The organism is Rhizobacter sp. P2_H2, from assembly GCF_056403375.1.
In genome coordinates this window covers 1-4766 of record NZ_JBFUFP010000381.1, presented here as the reverse complement: position 1 = coordinate 4766, position 4766 = coordinate 1, and the positions used below count along the sequence as shown (strand labels likewise).

Here is a 4766-nt window from a genome sequence, read left to right as displayed (position 1 = left end):
GTCCATCGGCCCCTCCGACGCCCCCGGCCAGCCCGGGTTCACCGTCATCTGCAGCTGGTACCACTGGTTGGTGCGGTAGAACGACACCAGCCGCGGCTCCCACGAGAAGTAGTTCTCTCGACCGTTCACCGGCGCGAACAGCATGTGCGGTGCCGTGTAGAACACGCTCGGCCAGCTGAACGGCCAGCCGCGCGGCTCGCCGATGCCGACCCACTGGCCGCTGGCATTGCGCGAGCCGTGCAGCCAGTCCTGCCGCCCTTCGAGGCCGTAGGTGTGGGCCAGCTCCCATTGCTTGACGCTCATCCAGTGGATGGCGCCGAACAGCGCGCGCTCGATGAACGCTTCCTTCGTGAAGGCGGCCGGCAGGTTGACCGCACTCGCCGTCTGGGCCGACAGGCGCGCCTGCAGCTTCTTGCCGCCCAGTTCGCCACCATACGGCTTGGACGGGTCGCCCGACACGCGCGAGCCGCGGCCGCCGCCGGCGAAGGCGATGGTCTTGCCACCGACATCGTTGAGCCAGGCCTGTGCGCGTTCGCGCAGCTCGGGCGTCAGGTGGCTCCAGTCGCCGTAGACGCCGTTCGGGTTCCGGTTGGCATTCAGGAAATCGGAGACGCGCTTGACCACCTTGATCGGGTTCGAGCCGTCGTCGCCCTGGGTCTCGAACAGGCCCTGCGCCTGCCCCGCGTCGGGCGCCCAGATGTCAAGCGGGCTCTCGATCGGCAGCCACGCGCTCCAGTCCGGCAGCTGCAACGGGATCGGCATCTCGCGCGTGTTCAGCACCTTGCCGCGGCTCGGGTCCATCGCGGCGTCGAGCTCGGCCTGCGTCACCGCGGCGGTGCTGTTCGCGGCCTTGCCGGCGAACACGTTGACGAAGGACTTCGCATCGGGCAGCACCGCATCGAGGCCCGCACCGGCTGCCCATTCGACGGTCGGCTTCGCATCCAGGCCCGGGCCCGGCTGGTACGGCGGATTCCACGGCGTGGCCTGCGCGACGTGCGGCACCTTGGTGTACAGCGCGGCACGCAGGTAGGCGGCGATCTGCCTGCCTTGCGTCTCGCTCAGGCCATGGAAGCGCGAGCGCTGCACCACCGAGTTGTTCGAGAAGTTGAAGTACTGCAGGTCGCGGCCGTCGCTCGCGTGGCATGACGAGCACGCGGCGCGGATCGTCGTGTCGACGATCGGCGACTTCTTCAGCAGGTTCTGGCCGCTCCACAGGACCTTGCCCGCGTCGGCGTCGGCGCTCCAGGTGCGGCCGGCCTCCTTCTCGGCCTGGATGTCGGCCCACTGGCGCGGCTGGGCCGCGCCGAGGTGGCGGCCCGCGGCATCCTGGATCTGCAGGTCGAGGATGCGGAAGCCGTTGGAGTTGCCGTCGGTGCCGTTGAAGCGGAACTCGATGCGGTTGGTGGCCGGCAGCGCGACCAGGCGGGCGCGCGCGGTCGCGTCCAGCGGTACGCGGAAGCGGATCGTCAGCAGCCCGCCGTTGACGCCGCCGTGCGCGCGCTCGACTTCGTCGAGCTGCACCGTGCTGTCGCTGATGTCGATCCACGGCGCAGTGCTGCCATTGGGCCCGCCGACGATGCGCAGGCTGCCGGCGATCCTGGTCAGCGGCTTGGCGAGCGCCTCGAACTCCGGCGAGTTGTAGAAGCCGCAGCGGTGGCAGCGCACCACCAGCTGGCTCGCGCTACCGAGGGCTGACGCGTCGAGCGCGAGCTGGGCCGGCACGACGGTCGGTGCGTCGGGCGCGCCGGCGCCGAGGACTTCGAGCGGCAGCGTCAGCGTGGGAGCGGGCGCCGGGCTCGGTGCGGGGGACGGTGCAGGAGAAGGCGCCGGTGCCGGGCTGGGGGCTGGTGCCGGAGCGGGGGCCGGAGAGGGAGCCGGTGCAGGCGACGGCGCCGGAGCGGGCGCAGGTGCGGGTGCGGGTGCGGGTGCGGGAGCCTGCGCATCGGTCGCCAGCAACTGCCAGCGCTGGTTGTCGTTGTTGCCGCAGTCCCATTGCTGGATGCGGCCGCCGGCCACCGTGCTGAAATCCTTCACGTCGAGGCACTTGCCGCTGTGCTTCGCCGCGATGCGGAAGCTGTCGCCGACCGGCATCACGCTGAAGCGCTGGTTGGCGCCGGCGCCGTAGCTCCATTGCTGGATCAGCGCACCGTTGGCGGTCGAGATGTCGCTCACGTCGAGCGCGCGGCCGCTGTTGACGTTGATGAACGCATAGCTGCCATCGTCGGCCGCGCGCACCTCGAAGCGCTGGCTGGCCGAGGTGCTGCAGGCGGCCTGCAGCGTTTTCGCGCCATCGGTGGTGGCGGCGCCTTCGATGTCCAGGCACAGCTTCGACTGCAGGCCGCGCAGCGTGTACTGGCCGATCGCGAGCGCGCCGCGCGCGCTGCCGCCGCGCGGGAACAGCAGGAACTGCTGCGCCGCATCGCTGCTGCTGCAGCCGGCCTGCTGCAGCTGGGCGCCGTCGGCGTTCGAGCGATCGGCGATCGTCACGCACTTGCCGCTGGCCGCGCTGACCCAGCGGAAGCGGTTGCCCAGCACCCGCCACGGGCGAAAGCGCTGCGCGTTGGTGCCGTTGTCTGTCCACTGGTGGATGGCCGCGCCGTCGGCACCGGAGCTGCCCGACAGGTCGAACACCTGGCCGGTGCCGGCGTTCACGAGCTTCACGGCGCCGCCGGCCTGGGTCGTCAGGTCGAAGGCCTGCGTGAGGCCGGTGCCGCAGGTGGCCTGCTGGATGCGGCCGCCGTCGGGCGTCGACGGAACGGCGTCGACGCACTTGCCGCTTTGCGCATTGACGAGCACGTAGCGGCCGGGCGCGATCACCGGCGGCGCATCGCCGACCGCCTCGGCGGTCTCGCGGTTGAGCGCCGCATCGGATGCCGACCCGGCCGACGGGTTGCTGCCGCCGCAGGCGGCCAGCAGCAGCGAAACGGCCAGTGCGGCCGCGGTCGGCGTCGCGTGCAGCGTCGAATGAATGTGGCACATGGGATGTCCCTCTCCGATTCTTGTGCGCAGCGGCCGATCGGCCGCGCGTGTGAAACCGGTTCCATTCTTCCGCGCCGCCGTCCCGGCAGGCATCGCAATTGGCAAGCGTGTGAAAGCAGGCGTAAGGCAAGAGCGCGCTGGCGCTGAGTCCCCTCCCGTTCGGGCTGAGCCTGTCGAAGCCTTTGCCCGATGCGAGCAGACCCTTCGACAAGCTCAGGGTGAACGGATTGTCCCGTTCGGGCTGAGCTTGTCGAAGCCTTGGTTCGATACGAACGGGCCCTTCGACAGGCTCAGCGCGAACGGTGGTGCTCCATACGAACGGGGTCTTTGCGCCGCCAAACTTGAGGTCGCAGTTTGCGACCTCAAAACTCACGGCGCCATCAGGAACCGCTCCACCACCGTCAGTTGCTCCGGCACGTTCAACGCCGGCGCATGCCCGCAGCCCGGCACCGTCACCACCTGCGCGCGCGGGCCGCGCTGTCGCATCTGCTCGGCCACCTCGGGCAGCAGCAGGTCGGAGTGCTCGCCGCGCAGGCACAGCACCGGCAGCGTCAGCGTGTCCCATGCGTCCCACAGCCGGTAGTCGTCGTCGTGGTGGGTGAACTGCATCACCATCGCCGGGTCGTAGTGCGGCGTCACGCGGCCGTCGGGCAAGCGGCGCGTCGAGGTCTCGGTGAGGCGCCGCCACTGGCCGTCGCTCAGCCAGCCGTACGGCTGGTAGATCTTGCGGAAGTACTGCTCCAGCTCGCTCACCGTCTCGAAGGCTGCCGGCCGCCCTGCATAGCCGCGGATGCGCGCGAGCGCCGGCTCGGCCAGCTCCGGGCCGTTGTCGTTCAACACCAGCTTGCGGATGCGGCCGCGCAAGGCACCGGCCGCAGCCAGCGTGCCGATCGCACCGCCCATCGACGTGCCCACCCAGTGAAAGTCGTGCAGCCCGAGCTGGTCGACCAGCGACACCGCCTGCTGCGCGTAGAACGCCAGGCAGTACTCGCGCTCGGGTTCGCGGCTCCATTCGCTCAGGCCGCGGCCCAGCGTGTCCGGGCAGATCACCCGGAAGCGCTGCGACAGGTGCGCCGCCACCTCGTCCATGTCGCGGCAGGTGCGTGCGAGGCCGTGCCACGCGATCACCGTCTCGGCACGGCCGGCGCCCCACTCGGTGTAGTGGAGTTCGCGGCCCTCGCAGGCCAGGTAGTGCGACGTGAAGGCCACGACGGCTTTCAGTTCGGGACGGACACCGACGTGCCGCTGAACCCGATCTGGTCCGCCACCAGCGGCGCGGCGCTGATCGCCGGCACGTTGCCCGCGGTGATCATCGGCGCCGCGCTCGGTGCGCCACCACGCGGCGTTGCGCGCACCACCTGACTGGGCGGCAGCGCGGCACCGGTCTTCAGGTGCGCATACATCGCGTCCATCGCCCGGTTGAAGTACACGTGCAGCGGCACGAACCGTGTGTCGAAGCCTGGGAACGACAGGAAGCCGTCGAAGTGCTGGGCGTTCGCCACCTCGATGTAGCCCAGCTTGCTGGCCGCCGCCTCCACCGTCTTGTTGAACGCCACGTAGGCGCGCGCGTTGTTGTTGACCGGCACCAGCGCATCGCTGCGGCCCGCCACCACCAGCGCCGGCTTCGCGCGCAGGTTGCCGTTGACCACCACCTCGGCCATGCCGGCCTGCACCGCCGCCGCCTGCGCCGCGGTCGGACGCGTCGACGACGCGGTGGCCGTCAGCGCCGCGCCGGTCTCGTCGACGCCGGTCACCAGCGCACGCTGGCACAGCGCGTTGTCTAGGCC

The 4766-nt window shown here is 70.6% G+C and carries 3 protein-coding genes; all 3 read right to left on the bottom strand.

What is annotated here, in order from left to right; all coding sequences use genetic code 11:
• The coding region (locus tag AC1D15_RS18475; RefSeq protein WP_477827127.1) for an RICIN domain-containing protein at window positions 1–2979 on the bottom strand (2979 nt) is incomplete at its 3' end.
• Window positions 2980–3348: 369 nt separating this feature from the next.
• Window positions 3349–4188: an alpha/beta fold hydrolase gene (locus AC1D15_RS18470; protein ID WP_477827126.1), complete on the bottom strand. Its 840-nt coding sequence runs from the start codon at window positions 4186–4188 to the stop codon at window positions 3349–3351.
• Between the two features lie 8 nt (window positions 4189–4196).
• Window positions 4197–4766 (bottom strand): 3-hydroxybutyrate oligomer hydrolase family protein (locus tag AC1D15_RS18465; RefSeq protein ID WP_477827125.1); only part of this gene is annotated, 570 nt, incomplete at its 5' end.